Origin of the sequence: Enterococcus gilvus ATCC BAA-350 (assembly GCF_000407545.1) — a bacterium.
GTDB classification, from domain to species: Bacteria; Bacillota; Bacilli; order Lactobacillales; family Enterococcaceae; genus Enterococcus_A; species Enterococcus_A gilvus.
On record NZ_ASWH01000002.1, the window covers coordinates 651,344 to 676,907 of the forward strand.

Sequence of the window (25,564 nt, forward strand, 5' to 3'; positions counted from 1 at the left end):
GTTCTAAAATTCTCCCGGATTGGACTCGATCATCACTTTGATCTCGTTGCCTTCCATGACCTTGTCGAAGGCTTCGCGCCATTCAGTCAGTGGGAATTTCTTCGTGATCATCTCGTCGATGTTAATGGCGCCTTTGGCAAGCAGATGGATCGCGATCGGCCAATCGTACGGATTTTGCGAACGGCTGCCGATGTATTCGATTTCTCGCTGAATGATCGATTCGGTGTCCAGCTCCACCATTTTATTGGCGAACAAGCCCACTTGGATGAATTGTCCTTGCTTGCGAATCAACGGCAAGCTGGCATTGACTGCCGGCACCGCTCCAGAAGCGTCGTAGACTTTGTCGACACCGTAGCCATTTGTCACGTCAGTAACAACCTTAGCCAAATCTTCAGTCATCGTATCAACGATCACATCCGCGCCCAATTTTTTCGCCAATTCTAAGCGATGAGCATCTTTGGTGATCCCCGTCATGATGACGAATGCGCCAATTTCTTTGGCGATTTGTAATAGGAACAGACCAATAGGTCCAGGCCCCATAATAATGATCGTGTCCTTCAATTCTAGCTGGCTCTTTTGGTACATCGCATGCACACAGCACGCCAACGGTTCACTCATCGCTGCACCTTCGTAGCTCAAATGATCCGGTAAAACATGGATGCTTTCTTCCCGAGCCAAAACATAATTCGCCATCGAGCCGTTTTGCTGGGTGCCGATGCCTTTGCGGTGAGGACAAAGATTGTATTGTTTTTCTTTACAGTAGTCGCATTCGTTGCAGACATAAAACGTCGTTTCACTCGTAACACGATCGCCAACGTTTACCTTGGTCACCTGCTCGCCGACTGCAACAACTTCTCCAGAAAATTCATGGCCCAATACAACGGGCGTGGTGGGATTTTTGTATTCCCCTTTAAATGTATGGATATCCGACCCGCAAATTCCAGTGTAGGCGACTTTAATGAGTACCTTGTCCGCTGTGGCTTCAGGTACTGGCAAGTCGATAAATGCCATTTGGTCATAACCGGGTGCTTGTTTTGAGACGCCCTTCATCATTTTGTTTCCTCCTCTCTGCTTTCAGGAAAAATCATTACTTTATTGTAGGATTCTTCACGGTTCACTGTGAGGTCAAAAGCTTTTTGAATGTCTTCCAGCTCAAAGCGATGTGAGATCAAGTCCTTTAACTGAATTTTTCCTTGTTCGATAAAGGTTGCCGAATGTAGCCATTCTTTCCCAGGGAATGGGGCGGAATAAGAATTCCAAAATCCTTGTATCGTATATTCCCGTCTAAAAATGTTTTCAAAGGCCCGTTGATGCAGCAGCACATCTGAATAGGCGATTCCCTGATAACCGATTTTTCCGCCTTTTTTGGTAATCAACAAACACTGTTCTTCTGTAATTTTGGAACCGGCACATTCGATCGCGATATCGACACCCATCTCATCTGTCCATTCAGCAATCCGTTCTTCCAACGGTTCTTCCAAAGAATTGATCGTATCGGTAACGCCATATTTCTTCGCTTCGACAAGCTTATTCGGATCGATATCAATCCCGATGATTTTTTTAACTCCCGTTAAACGGAGCCATTGAACGGTCAATATTCCAATCGTTCCTAGCCCGAATACTGCTACGGTATCCCCAATTTTTGGCTCTAGCCCCATCACGCCATGGGCCGCCACTGCCAGCGGTTCGATCATCGCTCCTTCCTCGAACGAAAGGATTTCTCCAATATTGATGACATTCTCTTCAGGAACAGCTACGTATTCTTCAAACCCGCCATAATGATGCGAACCGATCATGGTGTAATGTTCACATAATTGATACTTTCCTGATTTACAATAGGTACATTCATGGCAAGGGATTAAAGGAGCAATAGCTACACGATCCCCTATGGAGACTTGTTTTACCCCAGACCCTACAGCTTCGATCACGCCTGCAAATTCATGTCCCATAACCATCGGCAAGCCATATTTCCACTCATTTTGCATTTTATGGATGTCTGATCCGCAGATTCCAGCGGCCTTTACCTTTACCAAGACCTCATGATCCAACGGTATTGGCTTTTTGATTTCTTCGATTTCAAATTGATTTAATCCTTTTAACAACGCAGCTTTCATACAAATGTCCTTCCTTTCAAAAAATTAAGGAACTCTTTTAGAGTCCCTTAATTCGTACAAACTATAAAAATTAAAGGATTCCAGAAACTAATTGAGAGAATTTTAAAATAACCCAGTTCAAGAAGTTCCCACCCATATCAAGTGTCGATACTTGCGTCGCTCCTTTAGGGAATTCATACACGCCGCGCATCATTTCAGTATGGACTGGCGCAAAGTTCGTTGCCATGAACAGTGCCAAAGCAATAACAACTGTTCCTGTCAATACAGATTGGATAATGTTTCCTTTACGATGTGCAACGATCAATGACACATAAAATGGGATTGTTGCCAAGTCCCCAAATGGCAGAACCTTATTCCCAGGTAAAATAACAGCGATAAACAACGTGATCGGTACTAAAAGCAATCCTGTTGCCAAGTTGGCTGGATGTCCAGTAGTCACTGCCGCGTCTAGCCCAAGATAGATTTCTCTGTCTCCATAGTGCTCTTGTAAAAAGTCCCGAACAGATTCTGAAATAGGGATCAAGCCTTCCATCAGAATTTTTACCATCCGTGGCATCAAGAACATCACTGCGCCCATATTGATTCCCATTTTTAAAATACCGCCAATGTCATAGCCGCCCAATGCAGCAATCGCCGCACCGATAATGATCCCCATCATCATTGGTTCACCAAAAATACCAAACCGTTTTTGGATCGAATCGGGATCTGCTTGCAATTTGTTGATTCCAGGGATTTTACTGATCACAATACCGATCGGAATCCCAATCAAACCAAACGCAGCGGTCGAGCCTGTCGGCAAGCTCACTCCTTCTAAGCCATAAAACTTAGCCACTAATGGCGCCGTCTTATCTGCAATGATCAAACAAGCAACTTCATATAACACGGCACATAGGATAGCAAACCACCAATTTCCATTCGTTACGATGTATCCTGTTGCACCAGCAGCGATAAAATGCCAATAGTTCCATAAATCGATATCTAGTGTTTTTGTTACTTTAAGAAGTAATAAGATAACGTTTACAACCAAACAGATAGGGATCAGCACAGCAGATACTGGTGACGCCCACGCAGCAGAGGCAGCAGAAGGCCAGCCTGTATCGATTACTGTTAAGTGGAACCCAAAGCGTTCGACCATTGCTTGAGCGGCTGGTCCTAAGTTATCTGATAACAGTCCAATAACCAAATTGATACCGACAAAACCAATTCCTATCGTTAACCCAGATCTTAATGCTTTCCCAAATGGAACTCTAAAAATAAGTGCGATGATTAGGATCATAATGGGCAGCATGACAGTAGGTCCTAAATTCAGGATGTACTGTACAACATCATTAATAGCTTTCATTCAAATAATTCCTCCTATAATAGTTATTACAAATAGCGGCCACTATTTTTAACGTAAGTTATTCTCCGACAGAACGAACCATCTCGAGAATTTTTTCATCCAGCTTATCGGCACCTACACCACTGATGTAACCCAACGCTGTGATCGCCGGAATTTTATATTGCGTTGGTAGAATAGTGGTTGAGATCAACATGTCGGCGCCTTCCTGCTTAGAAACTGCCTCAGCGATTTTGATTTGTTGAACATCCGCGTCGATATGGTTGTCTTTCATCAAATCTTCAATTCGTTTCATGACCACTGTTGAAGTGGCGATTCCTGCGCCGCAAGCGACCAATACTTTAACTTTTCTCATAATAATCTTCCCCTTTTATTTCTCGTTTTTTTTGATTGCATGAAGCAATTGTTCCGAATTTGATGCTGATAGAACTTCCTCTAAAATCGTGTTATCTTGTAATAATTTCATTAATGATTGCAGCATCTCTAGTTGCGCATGAGGTTGATTCAACCCCAAGATGAACACGATATCGGCAGGGACTTTTTGATTGATGTCCTCCATACTGGTGAATGTGACTGGCTGTTTGTTGGTCACTACTGCCACAAATTCCGTCAGTATACATTCCGCATCCGTATGGGGGATAGCCGCTCCGAAAGTCTCCAGTTGGAGTCCTGTTGGAAATGTCGCTTCCCGCTGCTCTATTCGCTCAAGGAAGTCTTGCCTGACCCACCCCATTTCTAAAGCCTTTTCATAAACGTGTTTAAAAATCTCATCACTTGTTGAAAAAGACTCTTGAACAAAAATCAAAGGAGTTTTTACATAAAAACTTAGTTTCTCATTATTCTCCATTCCCTAGTTCCTCCAATATTTTTCACTAAAATCTACTAATCGCTGCTTTATTTCATTGATTGATTCTGCTGTTTCTATTTTTTTTTAATTGCTCTGAGCCCGCCAAATTCATTAATTCAAAAATCAGATCCACGTGTTTGTCTTTGTCATTCGAAGCAAGTAAGATCACCGTGTGTATCCTCGATCCATCCTCAGTCACGATCCCTTTTTTGACGATTCCCATACTGAGCCCTACCCCCAATGCCCCGGCTTCACTCATGGTATGAGGCAGTCCGATCGTATTCCGCAGTACCGTGTATTGTGGTAATACAGGCATTTCTTCTTTTAATACCTTCACAAAATTTTTGCTGATGACCTGTTGATCATTTAGCGGTTTTGCTAGTTTGTCTAAAAGATCAAGCCAGGCGATTTCCTCATCGAACACTTGGATCGTGTCTTCATTCAACGCATCGACCAAGTGCAGCCTTTTTTTCTCCACCACCTCAAAGCCTTTCGGTGTAAACAAAGTCAACAATTCATGATACAAATTCTCTTCATCGGAGATTACCGTGTACTTTTTGATCAAAGACATGATTTTCTCAGGGTTGACTAATGTATTTTGAGAGAGCGTCACTGAACGTAAAACCCGTGCGCGCAACTGCCTTTTTTCCTCGTCCGTCAAGAAATTATTCACAACAAAAACAGATTTTTCAGTCTCTAGAGGGATTGCTGAGAAGATAAAGTCCACGTCGTATTCTTCACGGTAAAATGTTCGTTCGGAGACTAGCTCAACAAACTCGATTTCCGGCAGTAAATTCTGCAACGTATTTCTTAGCAATAAAGAAATCGAAATGCCATTGGGACAAACAATGATCGCCCGCTTTCGGTTCTCATCCCGAATGATCTCCGTACTCTCCACGATATGACTCCCAATAAACAAGGAGATCAGGAAGAGCTCCGGGTCTGGAATGGGTTCTCCGAAAAACTGGATTAACGGCTCACTGGATTCTTTTACTAAATAGAACAATGAGAATAAATCAGCGTCCTTGTTTTCTTGATAAAAGCGTGTTTGTAGATTTAAATGATATTTAATGCGGTAATATGCCGGTCTCATATGAATCAGCAGCCGTTCCAGCAAGATTTCTTTTCGATCAACCGTAAGACCCGAAACTTTTTCGAAATTGTTCAAGACATCAAGCAACGCTTCTTTTAAGTTGTCCATCTCGCTCACAGATAAGATGTTGGCCTGAGATAAATTCGTCGTAAGCAGCAACAACGCGAGATAGACGCGTTCATTTCTGCTTATCTCCTCCACATCCCAAATAATGTGTTCCGCAGCTAAAAATTCTTTTGTATCCGCCAATTCAAAATCATTGATCTTGAAATTGTAGATAATTTGTTTCCCTCGTTTTGCTCTGCGAATGATTAAAATAATCAAGAGGGGCAATACCTTTAATCGATCATCCGTAAATTGAATGTTCAGTTTTTCTTCTACTAGACTGATACGGCGTTTGAAAACTTCCACCAGCGTCGTATCGATTTTTGAAAATTGAATGATGCAATTCACGCCGTCGTAAATCTCCGCTACATTCATCAAAACTCGAGACAAGAGATCCCGCTTGTTCCATTCATCGCCGTGAAAGTAATACCCCGTTTGCCGGTTGTATTTCAACTCAAGATGGTCTTTTTTTACTTTTTCATTGATTCTCTTCAAATCTCGTAAAATCGTATTTCGACTCACCTCTAGTTCCACGATAAAATGATCCAGGGAAAGGTATTCCTCTTTCGCCAAAATCATCAATTCAATGACCCAGATCCTCTCTTGACCTGAAAAAATGTAACGACCTGTTTTTTCGTGCTCCTTCTCTTTCCCCCCTCCAAACATGGATACCACTGCCTGAGGAACTAAAAAATGACCATTCTTTGTTCGCTTGATCTGGGGCAGCTTTCCATCTTCCAGAAAATCATTGATTTTTTTTAAAGCGTAATTTAACTGACTTCTCGATAGATCGAACCTTTCATATATAACTTTACTGGTAATTCGCGGATTATTGATTAGTTCCATTAATATTTGGTTATTTCTATCTTCTAAGTTCATCTTCATCACCCTTACACTCTCAAATTACTTTAAAAACGTTTTCATTTCCACAAACTTTGTTATCCAATAATATGCATGTTTTGTGCAACATGAGTTTGCATCACATTTCACGAACCTTTTTCCACAAAAAAAAGCAGGTGAATTCCCCTGTTTAAACACTTTTATAGTAATCATCTATTTTTGTAGATAAAAAACTTCGCGTACCACCCATAAATCGCTGTTGCCCAAACCTCTAAAGATTAGCATATTTTTGTTATTCTTTCTGATCAGAAGTATCATATCTGTTATGTGCATTTTGAGCGTATTCAGGCAAGAAAATAACACCCTGTTTTTATAGACAACGGGATATGTTTTTGGAAATAAAGATAAATAAATGATTTTTAACCAGACAAAAAAACAGCAACACCTCTTTCTTAACAAAAAGGTGTTGCTGTTTTTTTATTCATCCTTGGTCAACGTGAATTCTTTTCTCTTTTTTTGATGATCGAATAGCTGCATTGTCATATGTGTGCTATCCGATCGGATCAAATGATACTCTTGATCCTCTCCACTGCTCGCCAACACGATGTTCTTTTTAGAAGAGTTCGTAGCGATTTGCGCATTTTTTAATACTATTCGATCATTGCAGGTAATCGTCCAAGAACGACAATTTTTATTGTTTGTTTTAAAAGTATACTGCTCATGCTCACCAAGCCACGCACCTTTCAGCCAGACTGCATTATTCGCAGTGTGTGTATTAATAAAAATGAGTAGTCCGATACTGCAAATGATCCCCGCACCGAGGACGAGTCTCTTCTGATTTATTGTCAGTGCTTTGAACTGTCGCCAAAGCTTATATAGTCCGGTGTCTAGTTGATCTAACCTACTTTTTAATTGATGGGTTCTTTTAGACAAACAGTGATTCCCCGCTTTCACACATATTCTTTTCTATAGTATAAAAGAACTTTAGTTCTGTTGGACCAAATCATCTTAAACGATTGCTTTTCGATCCTACATGTAGAAATGTTTTACTCTCATAAAAAACACTTGCAACGTCATTCGCGGCAAGTGTTTATCTATTTATTTCAGTGTTCGTGCCGCATACCAGGCGGTACCCTCCGATCGCCAGCCCACCTTGACTAAGCTATCCCGCTCAGATGCCAGCGGTGTGTAGTGGTGACTGTCTTCCCTTGGCGCCGCATGAGGATTGTATAATCGATACACCGGAACGCTTCCTCCTGAATACCATGAAACACCTTCCGATTTCCAGCCTGCTTTGACCAAGTTGTCCCGTTCATACACATACGGTGTGTAGTGGTGTCTGCCGTTGTTTGGATTGTACATTCTATATACAGACGTGCCCGTTGTTGGCGACACCCACCCAACGCCTTCATAATTCCAACCTACCTTGATCAGGTTATTGGCTTCACTCATGATTTGTGTGTAATGGTGTTGCCCGTCATTTTTGTTATACATTCTAAAAATATAACGCTCGTTGGCCGCTTGCCCGTCTGTTGTTGGTGCAACATTTGGGTCTGTGCCGTTGGAGCTGACGATTCTTCGAGCAAAATTCGGGTAAAAATAAGTAATATCCACGGCCTTCACTGTTTGTCCAGGCTGAGGTGAATGGATCATTTGATTATTTCCAACATAGATTCCGACGTGGTAAGTAGCGCCGCGGTTTCCGTAAAAAAGCAAATCCCCTGGCTGTAAAGAACCCAAACTTGCCTCTGTTCCGTATTTTTCCTGATTGGTCGTCCCCATTGGAAGATCCGTATTCGTTGCCTGCTTATAGACATACTTCACTAACCCTCCGCAGTCAAAAGCATTAGGCCCGGCTGCCCCCCATGCATAGGGTTTTCCGATTTGCGCTCTGGCGCTGGAGACAATCGAATTTTGCTGCCCCATTGAACGGCTCATCCGCGGCTGAGCAGCCTCTTCTACGTCAGGAATACTCATTATTTGGTCAAACTGCTGTTTAGTAAAACCAGCTTCTAACGCTTTCTTTTCTTCTGAATCCTGTGCTTCAACGACGGTTTCCTTGTCTTCTGAAGAATTGGAGAGAGGCTCCTTGTTTCCACTGTCTTGTGTTGCTTCTGTCGTACTTTCAGAATTCAGAACAGAGCTGCTAGTTGTTGATGCCGTTTCATCTGCGGCCTTGACAGTCATGATTCCAGTTGACCCAAACGCGACAACACTTAATAGAGACAAGGAGGCACTAAACAAACGCAACTTAAATGACTTTCTCATAAAATAACTCCTGTTTTTATTTTATTTTTTTCGGATAATTCCATTACTATTTATTCAAATGACGTATGATTCCTGTCAATTCACTTAATTTGTTCCATAAAATAACTAATTGTAAGGAACATTGTACATGAAATCCCCACAAATTTCATCCCTTTCTGTTATCAATATTCTTCATTATCAAAAAGACGCTTACTGACAGCCTTTGAGCCACCTTTACATTTTTGTGACAAAATCGTTCGTTTCTATTCATATAAACGGATGGTCGAAAAGCTGCTGAATTGATAAAGTAAGATCATTATTGGATTAGGGGGAACTATTTTTGAATACGGGTATAATAAAAAAAGGATTTTCTACATTTGATTTAAAAATTTTAGGAATTATTTTAATGGTTATTGATCACGTTCACCAGATGTTTGTTCCATTCGGCGCACCCGATTGGTTGGATTGGTTCGGGCGACCAGTGGCGACACTTTTCTTTTTCGTCAGTGTCGTGGGGTTTTCTCATACCCATAATAAGAAATCTTATATGCTGCGGCTTTACATTTCGATGGTTCTTATGGCGCTATTTACTTACTCGCTGGAGCAACTCGTAGGATACGATCAAGTCGTTTTGATGAATAATATTTTTCGGGACCTTTTTGTCGGAACGCTGATGATGTATGCGATCGACCTGTTCATCGAAGGAAAAAAGAACACTAATTGGCTAAAAATGATTGCATCCATCTTGTTATTTTTATTGCCAATCCTTCTTTCATTGCTGCTTCCAGTGCTTCTTTCGAGTCCTGATTTGATGCAGCATCGATTCAGCTTTTTGATTATCGCCTCTCTTCTGCCGGCATTGCTTTTAGCAGAAAATAATATCATGGTGTTATTGATACCTTTACTTTATATTTCAAGAAACAACCGGAAGATCCAATGCTTATTGATTGCGATCACCGCAGCCATTTATTTCTTCTTAGGAACAACACAATGGATCATGGTGTTTGCGATCATTCCGATCTCGCTCTACAACGGACAAAAGGGAAAAGGGATGAAATACTTCTTTTATATTTTTTATCCGGCTCACATTGCCATCCTTTACCTCTTATCTGCTTTTTTATTCAATCGATGATCTCAAAGAGAACTCAAAGCGAGTTCTCTTTTTTGATGTCACTAGCGCTCACTTCCTCAATCGTTGAAGAAGAATCCCATCGACCAAATAAACTAAAACAAAAGCCCTTCGAAATCCAAAAATTCCGAGGGGCTTTTACCTGCTGCGACCTTATTAGAAGGACACAAATATTAAGAAATGCGCGTATGTTTTTTTATCTAAGGAGTCACTCACAGGATAAGCATTTTTATTACTGATGCTGATTGACGATCTGTTGTGATTTTACCGCAGTATTTTTCACATCTTCATTTGCTTTTTTCAGCTTGTCGATATAGTCCTTCAAATCAGAATTTTCTTTATTCGAATTCGCTAATTGTTGCTTGGTTGCGTCTAGCTCTGCTTGCAATGAGCTTTTTTCATTATTCAAGGCCGTCACTTGACTGTTTAAGCTGTTAGCCGTTGATTGCAATGAGCTGACTTGATTTTGAGCATCTTGCAATCTCGCGCCCCATTCTTGATTTTTCTGATTGATCTCTTGGTTTTTCTGGTCAATTTCTTTTAACTTATCAGCTATTTCTTGTTGTTTTGCTTGAATTTCTTGTTGTTTACCTTGTATTTCTCCATTTTTACTATTTAACTGCGACAATAAACTATTTTTTTCACCAATCAATTGATTTTCAGTATTTTTGGATTCATTGATTTGCTGTTTATAATTGTCTACTTCTCTTTGTGCTTGCGTTAATTGATTCTGCACATCCGTTGATCTCGATAACAGTTGAGAAAGCTGTTGCTCTTTATTACTCAAGGATGTGTTAAGTTTATCCAAATTTGTATTAATAGTTGAGATATTGTCTTCTCCACCCCAATTAATCAAACTATCTGCATAATTTTTTCCTACCGTTCCAAAAGCAATCAATAATAACGGCATAATGATAAGTGCAATGTTTCTTTTTTTCATTGGTAAATTTCCCCTTTTAATATAACCTACAGCGACCTACAATGTTTTAATCATAAGATATTTTTCACAATTTGCAATTACAGTTGTTGTTTAATTAGAAATTTCTTTGTTTATTTTAATTATTTATAATTTATTGTTTTTTATATTTTCTAAATAATAAAAAGACATTTATTCATCCTTTTCACTATGCAAAAGAAAACTGTCTTCACAAGAAGATACAATATATTGTGCCATTTTGATAAAATACCACAAAGAAAACACAATATCTAGTCTTTCTTTTCATTTTTTTTTAGCGCTAAGATAAGTCTCAGATGAAAAAGATAGGTGGTTATATTATGAAATTAGCAGTCTTTTGCGGCTCACGCTATGGAAAAGAAGAAAAATATAAGAAGCTTGCAGAACAGGTCGGAGAATACATTGCAGACGTGGGGGCAGAGCTCGTATACGGAGGTTCCATCAGTGGATTGATGGGGGCAGTAAGTGATGGCGTGATCAAGAAAAATGGAAACGTCACTGGAATTTACCCTCGTGGACTATTTGCGGATGAGGTACCTAGAGAGGATGTAACAGAATTTATTTTTACGGATACGTTGGATGAACGAAAACAGCTTTTGATCAATAAGTCAGATGCTTATTTGGTCCTGCCTGGCGGCTTGGGAACGTTGGAAGAGCTGTCCCAAGTATTGAGTGCTAGTTCAATTGGACTCATTCCCGCAAAACCCGTTGCAATACTAGATATTGACGGATTTTACTACTCATTCATTGAGTTTCTGATCAACGCTTCAAATGAAGCCTTTATTGATCCAGAGGCTACTAAGCACCTATTGATCTCCGCAGATTATCACTCCTTGATTGATAAAATTTGCTGCGAAGTTGCTGGAGAAGGAGTCGTTGCTTCATGAATATCTATTTAGCTGGTCCCTTCTTCTCTAAAGAACAACGGGCATTGATTCGCTCTGTGGAAAACGCCTTAAAAAATAATCCAACGGTGGAAGAATACCATTCTCCACGATTGGACCAAGCATGCGAATATGAGTCCTTTACTCCCGAATGGGCAAGGGAAACGTACTTGAAAGATATGCGTCATATCAAGGCAGCCGATTGTCTGGTCGCTATTTTGGATTATGAACATGGAATCACCGATCCCGGCACCGCCTATGAAATTGGGATTGCCAAAATGTTGAGCAAGCCTGTTATTGGCCTGCTAACCAATGGCGACACCGTGAACATTATGTTGACTGAGTCACTCCATGCTTTTACAAGACAGATTTCAGGCATTGAACACTATGATTTCAACAAGCTGCCTCCCTCTCCTTATCAAGGAAATTATATTTGACCTACTAGCAAGTGCCTCCCTTTCTTCAAGAGAGGCACCGGCTCGTTCTGTAATTGATTACTGATTAATGAGAGACTTTTTTTCTGATAATTCATTAACGAGATTTTGGATGGCGACGATTGCTTGCGGAGTCACATAAGGGTCCATCGAGATCAGAGGAAACTCTCTAGGCAATCCTTCCCGTGCGCCAGTGGTGATCAATCCGTCATAATCCATAATTTTTTTATACACATCTTCGTTTCCATCCCACGCATCTTCAAAATGATGGATCGTAAAATTCCCATAGACAATTTGTGTGATGACCTTTGAAATGAAGGTTTCTTCTGTTGGTGATAGATCCGAGATCAATAATAGATGAATCGTCCTATCTTGAGAAGCCAGCAGCTCCAAGCTATCTGCCTCCTCCGTCAAAAGCAGGTAAACATAATTCGTGATAAAATCTTCTTTTTGGTAGAAATGATTTCTCTGGACAAACTGACGGACGATCTTTGTCACCTTCTCCACCGCGTGCTTATGCATGATCCTGACCATTTTCAAAAATACGGTGCGGCTTTTACGGAGAATCGCTAAGAATTCACCGCTTTCTTCATAAAGATACACATCATTCATCAAGACTGTGGTTAGTTCAAACAAGCGTTCTTTTTCAAAAGAGGTGCCCATCAAAGCGGTGAATGTTTCAACTAAAGCAAGGTGTTTTCTGAACATTTGCCTATAATCCACGTTATCCATCAGGGCCGCATCTCTATGCTGCTTGCTGAAGACCACTGAGTCTGAAAAAGAAAGCCACAGGCAATCACGCAGCACATCCTCTGTAAGATCAAGGTGAAAAGCCTCCGAAACAGTATCGCGAAACCCTCGGATCGTTCGTTTATCAGGCAGCAGCAACCCGCTCTTTCTAAGCTTATGTTTAGGATATGGGTGGCCATTTTTGATCCGCCATAAACTAATAAATACATTATAAGTCACCCGTTTTTGAAAAATATACTTTTTTTCAAGGCCATTGATCGCGGTAAATTCCGTTACGAATTTTTCGATTGCCCTTAACTGGTAGTCTTTCATATCTGGCAGCACCGTTCTTAAGGTATACTGCTTTTCAATAAAATAGCGATAATAAAAGTGCCGGATCACACTCTCCTTGCCCTCCAGACGCAACGGCCTGTAAAACAATTCAATTCCTGCTTTGTTCAATTCGGCTTCCATTTTTTTCAAATAGCGCTGTGTATTGGAAAAACTCAAGAATAATGTTTTAGATAACGCTTCAATGTTGTCGCATTTTTCAAACAACAGTTGTTCCGCAATTTGAAATTCTGGTGAATTTATCAAAGCCTCTGAATAGAGTTTTCCGATACTTAAATCATCCTTTAACTCTACATGATACAACCCTTTCTCTTTTACAATGATGAAATTGTCCTGCTCATCATTAATGAGACTGATGTCATTTAATAAGATTGGTAACGAACACGCCAGTTCACTCAGCAACTGTTCACTTGACGACCCTTCGCGATTATAATAAAGCAATTCGATCAGTTCTAACCTACGTCTGTTACTTGTTCCTAAAACCTGACGAAAATCCATAATTATCTCCTCCAATTTAACCAATGATGATGATTTTTTATGATTAGAACCAAGCCAACGCGAAATACCTCTATAAATGACGAGCTTTTCTTTTATTAAGACATAAAATAACTATCATTGTTTTATTGACGTGTGATTTTACACTTCTATTTTACTATCTTTTTATTAATCTATGTAGGTCTTTTCTCCTATAAACCACGAATAAAAATAGGAAAACATCCCATAATATTCTTATTTTATAAACTTTTTGGTAAGCCGGTTCTTTATTTATTAGAATTTAGCCATTAAACTTTCTTGAGTAAATACGAAAGCGCTCTCTTAACTCTCACCAGAAGCGGAAAGCTATAGACACTAAAAAAAAACGACATTTCTTGTTTAGCAAGAAATGTCGTGATTATTTTATAAAACAGAGACTACCTATACAAGTTGTTTCTTTTAGTTTGACTTACAGATTCAGAAGTCGCTCCAAACATCCTCTTCAGAAGCTTTTGCCTGCTTCCGAGATTTCTTTGATTGTTTTTTATAGTTCTGACCGTGATCCTTCTTCGTATCTGCTTTTGGTATGATGAGCATCAGCAAAATATAGAGAAGGATCGGCGCGCCGACCAAAACGATACTAATAAAGATATAGAGTACGCGCACGATCGTCGGATCAATATCATAATATTCCGCGATTCCCGCAAGCGTCCCTGTTAACATTTTATTTTTTTGAGATTTCGCCAGTCTTTTCTTCATTTTGATTACTCCTTTCTAATTGTCGTAATCCTTCAAGAAAATGTTGCCTGCCTTCGAAGAAACATTGATTTGAGCAGGCTCATCTCCGAGTCGTTGAAAACGCAGGACTTTATGGGAATGCCCATTTCTTTCCTGAAGGGTTTCACAGTTTGAAAATCGATAATTGATCGTTCCTGTTCCGGTTTTCGCAACGCCCTTTAAACCAATCGTTTTAGGCAAGGAAACTTTAACATTTCCGTTTATTGTATGTGCATTGATTTTCTTCAGAGCATCATTTCCCATCGTCAATTTGATGTCCCCGTTGATCAGCGAGTATTCTGCTTTTGACGCATCCGCTTTTGAAATGATCGTTCCGGTCACCGTCTCTACTACCGTATCTAAAAGGCGCCCGTCCCGAATTTCGATTTCATTCGTTGTGCCCTCGATTTCTAGCGTGGACGCATCAATATCCTTGATCAATACGGTCCCATCGACTGCTTTGATGGATACATTTTTCGCCGCAAGGTCCTCGATCATCAAATCTCCCGTCAATAACTGGACACGTAGATCGTTGTAAGCGCGTTTTGGCAAATAGAAGGTCAAGGTGGCATGAACCCGTTTATTTGGAACATGGAATAAAAAGCGATAATCGTTTGCCTCAATTTGGCTGCGTTCCAAAAATGCATCGATGGGGTCAACTTCGTCCATTTGACCGATTAAATCAACCGAAGCATCCACCTTTACATCCTTGATCTCCTCATCTTCCCACATTTTTAAAATAACTTTTCCTTTCGCTAATTTAATATCCAGCGAATGGGCATCAATCTCTTCAAATGTAAATGGATAATTAAAATGAGTTCTCGTTGTTCCGTAATAGTTTTGTTTGCCTGTCTTCCAATCAAATTCATTTGCAACAGTATCCGATACCGTTCTTGCAGCTTTATTGACCATTTGGCCCAATCGGCTGCTAAAATCCTTTGGTTGTACTTTGGGACGGTCGAAGGGTTGGTACCTTTGTTCTTCAAAATCCTCCGGGACATCAAAGAAGCGATCTGAAACATGAGGACTTTCCAGAGTAACGAACAAGTCTTCATCAACGGCTAACCGCTCACGAGTCAATAAGTCGATCTCTTCTTCAAGATCCGCTAATTCTGACTTCATTTGATCATAAATGGGCTGATTTTCAGCTGAAAGAATCCCCAGCTCTGCTTCAAGGTTCAGCTCTCTGAATACGTCTTTTTTCTCACGAAGTGTCTCTTTTTTTGTTTGCAGCGCGTGATCGAACTCGTCGATTTTTGATCGCACGGGGTCCGCTTCCTCCTGAACTGACTCTGAAGAATTCTCCCACTCATCGATCATACTAGACACGCTGTCCGTATAATGCGGGGGATTCGGAGAAGGTTCTTCCCCTTGCTCTGAGCTTTGATCCAATTCATTTTTTTCTTGTTCAGTTTCATGTTCAGTAAATTGATCCAAATCTGACTCTTGTTCAGCCGCTTCCTCAGCTTTTACTGTGTCTGTTTGTTCCAAATCCTCGCTGGCATCCACTTCGATCTCTGATACTTTTTCAGCTTGTGACACCTCTTCCGTCTCACAGTCGGTTTCTGCTTCTGATTTTTCTTCAGTGCCTTTATCTGCCTCTGATAGTCCTAGACTTTCAAGTAAATCCAGTCCTTCTTCTGGGGACAGAATTCCTTTTTTTATGGATTCTAAAATTTTTTCTCGTTCATTCATGCTGATCTCTCCTCAACAAATTGTTCTATAGGTCTATTATGCAAGATTATTACGCATTCGTCATGGGTCGAAAGGACTAGTTCCACAGTCGTCCCTTGATCAAAACGGATAAAAAACTTCTTATAAACACTCTGAATGGTTTTCAATTCAAACAATCGCCCAAAACTGGTAGTATCAAAGAGAAAAGAATGATTGGCAGAGAGGTGAAAAGTCTTGCAGAGAGAAATGTATGAACTGTTGGCGAGACGTAGTAAATTTTGTTTTTCTTTAATTGAGTTATTCCAAGTTGAAGAAGATTGGCTGGAAGTAAAAAAAGTCAGTACAAATTTAGAGATCAGTGATCGAAGTGTGCAGCGTTACATTCATTACTTGGAAGAAATTATTGAAGACTATAATCAAGAAAAAAATGCGCACATCCACATGCACTACGAGAAATTCAAAGGAATCAAAATGGATTTCTCAGATTCTTCTATAGAACAACTCAAGCTTTATATCGTTAGTAACGATGAAAATCTAAAATTACTGATTGATTTGTGTTTATTAAAAACAGAACCCTTAAAAAAATACGCAGATAAAAATTTTATCAGCCCTTATTCGATTAAAAATTCTGTTATAACGATCAATCAGCTTTTAGCCTCTTTTAAACTAAAAGTGGATACTCGTTCGTTGACCTTTACTGGTGAAGAAAAAACCAGTCGCTTTTTTACGTATATTTTCCTCTGGGCAATGTATAAAAACAGCCCATGGCCCTTCGAATACGTGGATGAAAAGAAAATATACCAGTCCATCGCTACGATCGAAGCAGGCTTTGGCTATACCTATTCCAACATTCAAAAAAAGCAAATAGCCTATTTTATCGCGATTTGCCTTATTCGAAACAAGAAAAAATTCTATATCGACAGCACCGAAAATTGGGATACTTACGTCAACATCCATGCCTTGCGAAAAGAAGAATTGATCGTGAAGGGAATGAACAATTACCAGATTTTCGAGAACAACGAATTGACGTTTCTTTTAGTCATCATGCAAATGAAACACCGCATGTACCGGTCATCTGAGATCAGAGATCGTATCCTGAATTATCATAAAAAAAACAATACAGACATTCTTCAGGCAACAAATTTGGCCTTTGAAAAATTTCAAGAAGACTTTTTCCGTATTCCCGAAGAAAAATTAGATGTCTTTTACACGTACTTTTTTTGTACCCATCTCCAAAGCAAGATTTTTCCCGGCGTCTATTTTGATTTAGACGGCTATGATTCTTTAGAGGATACGAATGTCCCTAAAAATCTCGTTCGAAAGCTGAACGCCTTCGTCAAAGAAATGAAAGCCTCTACGAATAGTGATATTTTTGATGAGGAAGAGCTTTTAGTAAAACGATACCTCTTGCTTTTTTCCTTTTTTGAAAACTGGGTCGCCTATGAGCCAAAAATAACTGTTGCGATTGATTCAGATATGTCCTTTTTAGTGAGAGAACGCCTGAAAAAAATGCTTCAGCGTCGTTTTGAAGGAAAATACAATTTAGAGATGGTCGAATCGGTCGGGAATTCTGAAGACAATTGTTTGGTCATCACCAACATGCCTTCAATCAATGGCTACCATCCAGAAAATATTTGTGTCGTAGAACCGCCTTTGCGGCCAAAAGATTTTCTAGTCGTCGAAAGAAAGATTGAAGAGACATTAGAAGGATTGTACGATTAGCCTGTACATCTCCAATTTCTTCAATAAACGAAAGAAAAGTACGCCCTATCAAGTGACCAAAATTCACTTAGTAAGGTGTACTTTTTTCGCGTCTTAGTTATTGACTTCTTCTTTCAAGCAGCTCGTTGCATGGCGAATGTCTTCTTTGACATTTTGGTAGCTGTAACGACGAATCTCGCCGCCTAAGTTATCAACGAGCATGATGTCGACCAGCTCTTCATTGGTTTCATCCATGTAAACAAGCAATCCTTGATCCCCTGGATTCAAACGTTGACTGACCTTATCGAAAATCGTATTGTTTCTTTTTGTTTTTACATAATTTGTTCCGATACCGGCAATATCGCCTACGACCCAGCCGCACAATACGCCTAATGGGCCGCCTAAAATCCCTACGATCGCTCCGATCAACCCGCCTGTAGCAATTCGATTGCCGCTTTCAAAGTCTAGGCTGTCTTTGATGGAGAACCCATTTTCGTCAGAGCTTTTCTCAATGATCGCTGCCTGCTTGATTTCTACTGTGGTCCCATTTGATAGTGTCTTTAATTTCGATAATGCTTCATAGGCATCTGAGTTATTTTTATAAGTGATCAATGCAATTTTTTTCATTATAAATCTTCCTTTCTTTCTTCACGTTTTAGTGGGTAAATCCTTGTGTGTGTTTTCCTTCATTCGCGTGCATCGAGACATTCGCTGCATTCAGCTCTTTGATCGCCGCATGGATATCTTTGATCAGTGCATTGGCAGAATTCATCGCGAAATCGCCGCGACAGACAAATCGTTGAATGATGATGTTATCTAAATCTTCAGGTAACGGATACGCCGGAACCTGCCAACCTCTCATTTGTAATCTATCGGCTAAATCATAGAGGTTCCAGTTCACGTCCGCATCTTCCTTCAGCTTGTAGCAAATAATCGGAATATTATCGCCGTTGTTGTAAATGTCAAAGAGGTCTGTTTGTTCGATTGCTTCAGACACCTTCATCGCAACTTTACGGGTCCGCTTATGGATCTCTTTATAGCCGTCGAATCCAAATCGGTAAAAATTATAGTATTGCCCAATGATTTGACTGGCGCTTCGAGAAAAATTGATCGCCATCGTCGGCATTTCGCCACCAAGGTAGCTGACATTGAAGACCATCTTTTCCGGTAAATCTTTTCGATCCTTCCAAATGATCCAACCAATTCCGGGGTAAACCAAGCCATACTTGTGTCCAGATGTATTGATGGATACCACGTTCTTCAATCGGAAATCCCATTCTAATTCTGGTGTGACAAAGGGAGCGAACATGCCGCCGCTTGCCGCATCCACATGGATACCGAGTTCACGTCCCGTTTCTTTATTAAAGGCTTCTACCTTTTTATCTAACGCTTGAATGTCATCGTATTTCCCTGTATAAGTGATGCCCAAGATCCCTACGATACCGATCGTATACTCATCCACGTAGTCCATTACTTTTTCTGCATCCAGACTCATGTGTTCTTCATCCATCGGTACCGTTCGCAAATCGATGTCCCAGTAGACACAGAATTTTTCCCAGCAGACTTGATAACCAGAAGAAATGACCAAGTTCGGACGTTGTTTCGTTAGATCAACACCGCGCTTCACTGCTTCATCACGCCATTTGAATTTCATCGCCATTCCGCCTAGCATGCAAGCTTCGCTGGAGCCGACGGTAGATGTGCCGATCATTTTTTCTTTATCCGGCGCGTTCCAAAGATCCGCAATAATATTGACACACGCTTGCTCGACCTCTGCCGTGCTGGGGTATTCTGATTTGTCGATCGCGTTTTTTTCAAACGTCTCCGCCATCAGTTTTGTTGCTTCTGGTTCCATATATGTTTGGCAAAAGGTTGCCATGTTTTGTCGCGCATTCCCTTCATCGATCAACTGATCCTTCACCAATCGATAGGCACAGTCTGGTGATACAGGTTCCTTATTTAACTTGTCGATAATGACGTTCTCGCTTGCTTGTTTTGATCCAAATAATGGAATAATGTTATCCATGATCGTTCCTCCTCTAAATTCTTCACTTTGTTTAGTTATATTTAGGTGCTTTCGCTACCTCAAATCGTTGAACCTCTGTGTTATTCAAAAGTTCGTCAGACATCACTACTTTTGTAATACCGTTGCTCGCATAATCTTTGTAATAGATCGTTTTGCTTTCGTTGCACATAATGCTGATGAATTGCGAATAATCGGTCTCACCTGTTGTTTTTATTACGACACCTTTAGGAATCGTCACAGGGGCCAAGATATTTAAAGCGTTCATGACTCCTTCATCTTCATCCTTCGCATCTTCAATGTGTTCTTTGAAAAATGTTGCCCGGACGAATCGTTCTGGCGGTGTATACCCACCTGGCAAGCCTGAAGTTCCTGTCCCTTGAGAAAAAGGTGTCGCTTGGAAATGATCAAACTCTTTTGATTCATATTGCTTCGGACGCACATCCAAATAATTTCTCAAGTTTTCTAAATGCCATTCCAATTGAGGCGTATTCGTCATAACGTTTACGGGGTCTTCTTTAAAATGAAGTGTTTCCTCGGTTGGTTCAATAACAACGGACTTGCCGTTTGTATCTGTGATGATCCAATGCAGCGGCGTTACGAATCCTAAGATAGGTACAGCAATATCTACTAAATTGATATCTTCTATCGCCTCTCTTAATGTATCGATCGAAGAAAAGTTTCCTAAAATCCATGTGATGAATTCATGAGGACAAAGGTTTGTCTTTTCAGGATTTGATTTTTCTTGATAAACGGCCTCTCCCGGCAAGTAAAGTTCCGCTACCGAAAGCCCTGCTTCGTTCACGCCGTCACACACAAAGTAATCTTCTCCAAGGTCTGCACCTGTTCCTAAAAAGCCGAACTGATTGGTCCATTTTTTGCCATCGCTGGCAGATGCCCAACTGTAATCTCTTGGAAGATATAGAGGTTGCGCATCGATTGGATATGAAAAATCCATCGTCCTAGCTAATAGATGTTTCTTGTCGTTTGTTGTTATAAAAATACTTGTACACATAATGAATCTCTCCTTGTTTGGTTATTTATTACACTATTTATTCTAGTGCAGAAACCCCCTAAGTAATTAACGCATCTTGTCGTATTTCGCGACAAAATATTTTTATAAATAACGGGGCTTTTCTCACTGGATTTGAATGAAAAAACAAGACGCATCTCTATAGAAATGCGCCCTGCTCCCTCATTCAGTTTTTTACACATCGTAGTCCGTTTGTACCATTGGTTCAGCGAACGGAATGGAGATTTTCCACATTGATAACGCCGCCGATGATTTTTGTAAAGCCAAATAGTAAAAAGTAATTTCCAATCAAAGATGGTGTATTGACGATCAACGACCCGCCGCCAATCAGCAGCAACAGCCCCATCAAACAGCCAATCAAATCTACGATCAACGAAAGGTAGTAATACGGTAATGCGATCGATTTTGCCAGATCCAGTAAAAAGAATGAAATAACCGAATCACAGATAAACCAAAAGCCGAACAACATGGAAAGCATCGTCAAATTGAGAGACGTATTCACCACTAGTACGATACCGATCATCAAGTCTACAAACCCGATCACTAGTGCCGAATACTGATTGTGTTTCGTGCGCTTAGAGATTTTATTGCGATTGATAATCTCGAAGAAGCCTTTTATCAACGAGAAAACCCCTACTAATTGAATAGACTCGACGATCGTATTATCTGTATAACGCATCGCCAATAACGCCATGATCAAATAGATGATCCCTGTCAAAATCTGCAAAAACCGATAAGATTTCACCCAGTCTTTTATCTTTTTCATGATGGATTTTCCTCCTTTCCTTTCGTTTCTTTCGCTACATTTTGCGCAACTTGAGTAGACAAACGTTCCTCGTCATTTTGTTCTAGCGCCAGCAGCTTTTGATTGTCATTCAATAACGAAACATCGTGTAAATGATTTTTTTGCAGATAATTCATAGAGACACGCAGCAATGCGATAAAGAGCACGGCTAAAACAAGTAGGATCGTATAGCTCTTCGTCACTAATTGGTGACTGATCCCGCCTGCGATTGCATTTCTAAAGGCATACACCGAGTAGGACATCGGCAGGTACGGATGGATCAATTGGAAGAAGGCCCCTTGTGTTTGGATCGGGAATGTTCCGGCAGCCCCTCCAAGTTGCAAGACCAATAGAATCATCGCTGCGAACCGTCCTGGGTTATCAAATGTCATCGCTAAGAACATGACGATCGACATATAGCTCCATGCAGTTATCAGTGCCGTAATGTAAAGCAAGCCAATACTGTAGGCCGGCAATCCCAGCAACAGCATCACCGTTACTTGGATCAATGCCATCAAACTAGAAACGACAAATCCCAAACTTACTTTGCTTAGCCACCAATTTTTGCTGGATTGGCCATCCATCGCTGTTTTTCTGATTGGATAGACGAAATTGAACAGCATACATCCTACGAATAGTGCCAAGGACATGATGTATGGAGCCAAGGCTTCACCGTAATTATTGACTTTGCTGTAGCGCTTGTTCTTCAATCCTGTAGGATCAACGAATTGATCAATCGTTTTGTGGGTCACTTTTACATCTTTTGCCTTCGCAACACCCGCATCTAATCCGCTAGATAATTCTGCCGCGCCGGCTTTTAATTGATTGATTCCCGAGACGAGCTCAGGTGATTTGCTTGTCAGCTCATCGAGACCGTCAGACAATTGTCCTGCGCCCGAATTTAATTGTGCGACACCGCTGTCTAGCTCTGGAAGCTTGCCTTGCAGCTCGTTCAGCCCACCGGTCAACTGATTGCTGCCGGATGCCAACTCTTCCACTCCCGCGATCGCGGTTGGAATATCTTTGGCTGCCGTATTTAATGAGCCGCTGACTTGTTTTAATTGACGAACCATCGTTTGGGCATTTTCAGACGCTGGAACTTCAGACAACGCTGCTTCGACCTGCTGGTTCCCTTTTTTTATTTCATTTAATGTTTGCTGGACATTTCCAGCATTCTTGCTCATCCCTTCGGTGACAGCGCTCATCTCATTCGCCTGTTGCGCCAAAGCGGCGACAGTTTTTGATAAAACAACTAAATTTCTATTTATATCCTCGACCTTCGCAGTCATCGATTTCTCTAAATTGGTCAGATTTGCATCAACGATCGCGTTTAGATTTTTTATCAATGCCGCTTTCGTGCTGTCTGAGATTTCTTCGTTGCTTCGGATCAAGTCACTGATTTGAGTATCGATCGATTGGTTGACGTCAGCCAATCCTTCGGTCATAAGCATCAGTTTTTGTGAGATTTCTTGATCCTCTTTTTCTAATTGCGCAGAGTCGATCGACAATTTGTTTAACTCGCTGGCATTCGTCAATAACGCCTCCATCTGAGCAGAGACCGCATCTATCTGTCCAGAAAGTTGTGTACGGACATTAGGGGGTAACTGATTTTCAAAGTTTTGCAGTGCATTGGCCATGTCATCAGCAGCGATCGATAACGTTGCCACTCCAGCATCCAATTCAGAGATTTTTGTCTGATTGGATTGGATCATGTCGGTCACTTTGTTTAATGCCTGACTCATTTTCTGAGAACCTGCATCCAATTGTGCCACACCTGATGATAAAGGCTGCACAGATTCCGCCAATTCGGCGGTTCCTTTGGATAGCTTTCCAGCCCCCGCCTCGGCTTGTCCAACACCATTCGTGTAGGCCTTGATCCCTGTCGCCAACTGACCGGACCCGGAGGACAGTTCATTTGAGCCATTCGCCGCCTGAGATAACCCTGCCAGCATCTTATTGGCTTCCGTATCCACCGCACTCGCGTAAGACTTGACGACCTGATCCCGAATTTTTATCTTCAGTTCATTCGCGGCCACTTCGGAAATTTCTTTTCCTATATAGTTATACGAATCATTGGTAGTATAAATGATCTCCATCTTTTCAGGATCATTGTTGATGATGCTGGCTGCTGATTGGGAGAAGTTCTTTGGAAGCGTGATGATCATGTAGTAATCCATCTCTTTCAGCCCTTTTTCAGCCTCTTTCTTAGAAACAAAATGCCAATCCAGTGCCCGATTCTTTTTCAGATTCGCGACGACCTGATCGCCTATTGCGACTTTCTGCCCCATTAGCTCGGTGTCCTCATCTTCATTTACTACTGCTACTGGCAGGTTTTTGATCCCGCCGTAAGGATTCCAAAGAGACTTGTCGAAAATCGATGTATAAATAATCGGAATAAAAGTGATCGCGATCACTGAGATCAATAAAATTTTATTCTTCAGTAAGTTTTTAAATTCTCTCTTTACCATTTTCACGTAGCCAGTCCTCCTTTACTTTTTCTTCTTTCTGACGGTTTGGTACAGCGTAAAAATGATAAAAGAGAAATGGAATTGCTAATGTAACAACAAAACCTACAATCAAACTCATTAAATAAATGGAGCTGTCCGCTTTATCGATCGTTGTCGGAACGATAAAAGCTGTGACTACAGCCGCGATCGAGATCACTAAGCCGGCTCCTGCGACGAGGTGCTTCACCCAGTCAGGTCCAGGAATCTCAAACTCTCTTTTCAAGGCTTTCTTTTTCTTCAATACCTTAAAATAGGAAATAAAAAACAAAATATACGCACTCAAATAGATCACGACTGTTAAAGAAATGGCTGTTTGAAAGCCGACATTTCCGCCGCCGCTGCTTGAACCTAATGTTAATAAGGCCGCCCAAAGCGTCACAACGATGGCTTGGATGATCAAAATTCTCACAGGGACATCGTTTCTATTTTTTTCTGCCAATGATTTTGGCAGCAACCCTTTCGTTGCAGCAAATTGTAACCCTTCAGTAGGACTAACGATCCATGAACTGACCTGGGCTAAGATCCCAAAAGAAATCAAGAAGCCTATAAGTTTTACACCTAACCCGATATATCCCGGAGAAATCAATTGTGCCGCTGTATCCATCACACCTTCGTTTGAAGAAATTTTCCCGCTTAATACCATCGAAACGATGCTTCCGCCGATCGTACTCATTAGAATCCCTACTACGACCAAGACCATCAACAGCTTAGGATACGCGCGCTTCGCATCTTTCAAATCTGCGAAATGTGTTGCGGAAGCCTCCACGCCCATATAGGCCAACACGAAAGAAGTCAGTGCTGCAATATCTTTTCCTCTTGGCAAAAAGGAGGACTCCGTAAAGCTTCGAGAAACCTGATGCCCTGACGCAAAGTAATGAATCGAGCATATAAATAAAACAAGCACGGGCAAAACGATCCCGATACTGAAGCCGTACTTCGCCAGCTTGGCCGTCGTTTCCGTTCCTCTTAGTTGCAACAAGGTCAGCAGCCAAAAAATACCTACCACACAGAGAAATTTGAATACGGGATCATCGTTCATCGCTGGGATCTCCAATACATAAGATAACGTTCCGACGATAAAATAAATCATCGTTACAAAGCCGACGGTAACTTGGAACCATTGAAAAAACAAGGCCGCAAACCCATACTTTTCTCCTAATGGTTTTCCTACCCAACTGTAGATTCCTCCTTCTTGATACCCTTCGATCGTCGCCAATTCCGCAGAACACAACGCGACCGGTAAAAACCACCCTAATCCACATAACAATAAGAAAAATATCAACGACTTGCCAACTGTCGCAAATGTCGGGTATTCATACACCGTAATAAACAGTGAAGCTGTCATTGAAAAAAAGGCAAATTTAGACATCATATGTTTTTTATCCATTTCTTTTCCCCTCTCAAACGAGTTATTTTATAAACATAGTTTAGTTCAAATCACCTTATGTTTTTTTCTGAATCTTGTCGGAATACTGGACAATTTTTTTATTCTTAGAAAAAGCAAAAAAAAGAGTAAAAACATCG

General features: G+C 40.8%; 22 protein-coding genes. 4 read left to right on the forward strand and 18 right to left on the reverse strand.

All coding sequences use genetic code 11. The annotated features are described in order from the left end of the window. Positions 1–3: 3 nt before the first annotated feature. The 8 genes from I592_RS18200 to I592_RS18235 all read right to left on the reverse strand — a co-directional run bounded on the left by I592_RS18200 (position 4) and on the right by I592_RS18235 (position 8,606). The gene (locus I592_RS18200) at positions 4–1,053 is read right to left on the reverse strand and encodes a zinc-binding dehydrogenase (RefSeq protein ID WP_010779105.1); all 1,050 of its coding nucleotides are present in this window, start codon (positions 1,051–1,053) and stop codon (positions 4–6) included. Beyond that, on the reverse strand, positions 1,050–2,114 hold the full coding sequence (locus I592_RS18205; RefSeq protein ID WP_010779104.1) for a galactitol-1-phosphate 5-dehydrogenase: 1,065 nt from the start codon (positions 2,112–2,114) through the stop codon (positions 1,050–1,052). Before I592_RS18205 ends, I592_RS18200 begins: the two co-directional genes overlap by 4 nt. A gap of 70 nt (positions 2,115–2,184) precedes the next feature. Then, a complete protein-coding gene (locus I592_RS18210; RefSeq protein WP_010779103.1) occupies positions 2,185–3,456 on the reverse strand; it encodes a PTS galactitol transporter subunit IIC in 1,272 nt (423 codons plus the stop codon). Between the two features lie 58 nt (positions 3,457–3,514). Then, entirely contained in the window at positions 3,515–3,808 is a 294-nt protein-coding gene (locus tag I592_RS18215) for a PTS sugar transporter subunit IIB (RefSeq protein ID WP_010779102.1), read from the reverse strand. 15 nt (positions 3,809–3,823) lie between these two features. Next, positions 3,824–4,300, reverse strand: coding sequence for a PTS sugar transporter subunit IIA (locus tag I592_RS18220; RefSeq protein WP_010779101.1), 477 nt, complete (start codon positions 4,298–4,300; stop codon positions 3,824–3,826). Positions 4,301–4,352: 52 nt separating this feature from the next. Then, positions 4,353–6,377, reverse strand: a complete 2,025-nt coding sequence (locus I592_RS18225; protein WP_044926887.1) for a BglG family transcription antiterminator — start codon at positions 6,375–6,377, stop codon at positions 4,353–4,355. Positions 6,378–6,815: 438 nt separating this feature from the next. Further along, entirely contained in the window at positions 6,816–7,271 is a 456-nt protein-coding gene (locus I592_RS18230) for a hypothetical protein (protein WP_010779099.1), read from the reverse strand. Between the two features lie 165 nt (positions 7,272–7,436). Beyond that, positions 7,437–8,606 carry an NlpC/P60 family protein gene (locus I592_RS18235; protein WP_010779098.1) on the reverse strand — a complete coding sequence of 390 codons (1,170 nt, stop codon included), beginning with the start codon at positions 8,604–8,606 and terminating at the stop codon, positions 7,437–7,439. A 319-nt stretch (positions 8,607–8,925) separates the two neighbouring features. On the opposite strand from I592_RS18235, the gene I592_RS18240 reads away from it, so the two are divergent. Then, positions 8,926–9,717 (forward strand): TraX family protein, encoded by a 792-nt coding sequence (locus tag I592_RS18240; protein WP_010779097.1) that lies wholly within the window; start codon positions 8,926–8,928, stop codon positions 9,715–9,717. A 229-nt stretch (positions 9,718–9,946) separates the two neighbouring features. Here the strand turns inward: I592_RS18240 and I592_RS18245 are convergent, their stop codons facing one another. Continuing rightward, positions 9,947–10,654 carry a hypothetical protein gene (locus I592_RS18245; RefSeq protein ID WP_010779096.1) on the reverse strand — a complete coding sequence of 236 codons (708 nt, stop codon included), beginning with the start codon at positions 10,652–10,654 and terminating at the stop codon, positions 9,947–9,949. 335 nt (positions 10,655–10,989) lie between these two features. On the opposite strand from I592_RS18245, the gene I592_RS18250 reads away from it, so the two are divergent. Both I592_RS18250 and I592_RS18255 read left to right on the forward strand, forming a co-directional pair. After that, the gene (locus I592_RS18250; protein ID WP_010779095.1) at positions 10,990–11,556 is read left to right on the forward strand and encodes an LOG family protein; all 567 of its coding nucleotides are present in this window, start codon (positions 10,990–10,992) and stop codon (positions 11,554–11,556) included. After that, positions 11,553–11,990 carry a nucleoside 2-deoxyribosyltransferase gene (locus I592_RS18255; protein ID WP_010779094.1) on the forward strand — a complete coding sequence of 146 codons (438 nt, stop codon included), beginning with the start codon at positions 11,553–11,555 and terminating at the stop codon, positions 11,988–11,990. The genes I592_RS18250 and I592_RS18255 overlap by 4 nt, the downstream gene beginning before the upstream one ends. A 57-nt stretch (positions 11,991–12,047) precedes the next feature. On the opposite strand, the gene I592_RS18260 is transcribed toward I592_RS18255, so the two are convergent. From I592_RS18260 to liaX, 3 genes are all read right to left on the reverse strand, one after another. Further along, on the reverse strand, positions 12,048–13,565 hold the full coding sequence (locus I592_RS18260; RefSeq protein ID WP_010779093.1) for an AcpB/EbpR/MafR family transcriptional regulator: 1,518 nt from the start codon (positions 13,563–13,565) through the stop codon (positions 12,048–12,050). 453 nt (positions 13,566–14,018) lie between these two features. Next, a complete protein-coding gene (locus I592_RS18265) occupies positions 14,019–14,300 on the reverse strand; it encodes a PspC domain-containing protein (protein ID WP_010779092.1) in 282 nt (93 codons plus the stop codon). A 15-nt stretch (positions 14,301–14,315) separates the two neighbouring features. Next, positions 14,316–16,013 carry a daptomycin-sensing surface protein LiaX gene (gene liaX, locus I592_RS18270; RefSeq protein WP_010779091.1) on the reverse strand — a complete coding sequence of 566 codons (1,698 nt, stop codon included), beginning with the start codon at positions 16,011–16,013 and terminating at the stop codon, positions 14,316–14,318. Between the two features lie 213 nt (positions 16,014–16,226). Between liaX and I592_RS18275 the strand changes: the two genes are divergently transcribed. After that, positions 16,227–17,714, forward strand: a complete 1,488-nt coding sequence (locus I592_RS18275; protein WP_010779090.1) for an AcpB/EbpR/MafR family transcriptional regulator — start codon at positions 16,227–16,229, stop codon at positions 17,712–17,714. 93 nt (positions 17,715–17,807) lie between these two features. On the opposite strand, the gene I592_RS18280 is transcribed toward I592_RS18275, so the two are convergent. From I592_RS18280 to I592_RS18305, 6 genes are all read right to left on the reverse strand, one after another. Continuing rightward, entirely contained in the window at positions 17,808–18,320 is a 513-nt protein-coding gene (locus I592_RS18280) for a hypothetical protein (RefSeq protein WP_010779089.1), read from the reverse strand. A gap of 28 nt (positions 18,321–18,348) precedes the next feature. Continuing rightward, positions 18,349–19,719, reverse strand: a complete 1,371-nt coding sequence (gene gad / locus I592_RS18285; protein WP_010779088.1) for a glutamate decarboxylase — start codon at positions 19,717–19,719, stop codon at positions 18,349–18,351. A gap of 31 nt (positions 19,720–19,750) precedes the next feature. Further along, positions 19,751–20,731 carry a choloylglycine hydrolase family protein gene (locus I592_RS18290; RefSeq protein ID WP_010779087.1) on the reverse strand — a complete coding sequence of 327 codons (981 nt, stop codon included), beginning with the start codon at positions 20,729–20,731 and terminating at the stop codon, positions 19,751–19,753. 223 nt (positions 20,732–20,954) lie between these two features. Then, positions 20,955–21,515 carry a DUF308 domain-containing protein gene (locus I592_RS18295; RefSeq protein WP_010779086.1) on the reverse strand — a complete coding sequence of 187 codons (561 nt, stop codon included), beginning with the start codon at positions 21,513–21,515 and terminating at the stop codon, positions 20,955–20,957. Next, on the reverse strand, positions 21,512–24,001 hold the full coding sequence (locus tag I592_RS18300) for a YhgE/Pip domain-containing protein (protein ID WP_244265227.1): 2,490 nt from the start codon (positions 23,999–24,001) through the stop codon (positions 21,512–21,514). The genes I592_RS18295 and I592_RS18300 overlap by 4 nt, the downstream gene beginning before the upstream one ends. Then, positions 23,982–25,427: an amino acid permease gene (locus tag I592_RS18305; RefSeq protein WP_010779084.1), complete on the reverse strand. Its 1,446-nt coding sequence runs from the start codon at positions 25,425–25,427 to the stop codon at positions 23,982–23,984. The genes I592_RS18300 and I592_RS18305 overlap by 20 nt, the downstream gene beginning before the upstream one ends. Between the last annotated feature and the right edge of the window lie 137 nt (positions 25,428–25,564).